Annotated in this window: 1 protein-coding gene; it reads left to right on the top strand. The window is 38.6% G+C overall.

The window, feature by feature from the left end:
- Positions 1-94 precede the first annotated feature (94 nt).
- A protein-coding gene (locus ACOMCU_RS27980; protein ID WP_219364681.1) for an IS3 family transposase occupies positions 95-1,245 on the top strand; the annotation gives its coding sequence in 2 pieces (ribosomal slippage) (positions 95-368 and positions 368-1,245; 1,152 coding nt in all).
- Positions 1,246-1,286: the final 41 nt, after the last annotated feature.

Genomic DNA, 1,286 nt, shown 5'->3' with positions numbered 1-1,286 from the left:
GGGACTGACCCCAAAAGTATAGACAAATAAAAAAAGCATCTTCGATTGAATTCGGGTTTAGATACCTAAACTTCAATTAGGAGGTGTTTTTTCTATGGGAACAAGAGTGAGTTATCCATACGAAGTAAAAATGAAGGCTATTGAGATGCGATTGGCTGGTATACCAACGAAGCAGGTTTTAATTGAATTAAATATAAGGCATAAAACACAAGTGGAAACATGGATGCGTTGGTATAGAAACGGAGAAATACACCGATTTGAACAACCTGTAGGTAAACAATATACCTTTGATAAAGGTCCTGAACATGAGAATGAGCAAACAAAATTAGTAATGGAGAACCGTTATTTAAAGCAACAAATTGAGGTTTTAAAAAAGTACGCAGAGTTGGAGAGGAAGTGGTTGGAGAAGTAGCTGTACAGTTAGTAGAGACGCTAAAAGAAACGTTGTGTGTGAAGGATATATGTGCACATTTAGGAATTGCACGATCTACCTACTATCGTTGGAAACAGGCATCTACGGATGCAAGGTCTCGTCAGGCGATTGAACGACATATTGGAGAACTCTGCCGTAAACATAAATTCCGATATGGTTATCGGAAAATTACTGCACTCTTACGCCAAGAAATACACGTGAATCATAAAGTCGTACAACGCATCATGCAAAAATATGGTTGGCAGTGTCGAGTAAAAGTAAAAAAACGGAAACAAACTGGCCAACCCTACTATATCGCAGATAATTTATTGAACCGTAATTTTGAGGCAACTGCACCTTTACAAAAGCTCGTTACCGATATTACTTACTTGCCATTTGGTCAGAAACAATTGTATCTTTCAAGTATTCAAGATTTATATAATGGCGAGATTATCGCCTATTCGATTGGTGATTGCCAAGATACTGATTTCGTGTTGAATACCTTATCCCAACTAGGTACTTTACCCGATGGGTGTACACTACACAGTGACCAAGGTTCGGTGTACACGTCTTATCGATATCAACAGGCCGTAAAAGGGAAAGGCATTACCATGAGCATGTCTCGTAAAGGTACGCCCGCTGATAATGCCCCAATTGAATCGTTTCATTCTGCATTAAAGTCTGAAACATTTTACTTAGACAGTTTAAGGAGTACTACGACAGCAATCGTAGAACAAACTGTCAAAGACTATATAAAGTATTATAACTATATCCGAATACAAGCGAAACTAAACAACCAGTCGCCGGTACAATACCGACAACTGGTTGGGTAAATGCTTTTTTGATCTCTGTCTTATATACAGGGGTCAGTCCC

Source organism: Lysinibacillus sp. UGB7 (assembly GCF_049058285.1).
GTDB lineage: Bacteria > Bacillota > Bacilli > Bacillales_A > Planococcaceae > Lysinibacillus > Lysinibacillus sphaericus_B.
This window is presented reverse-complemented; position numbering and strand designations above follow the sequence as displayed.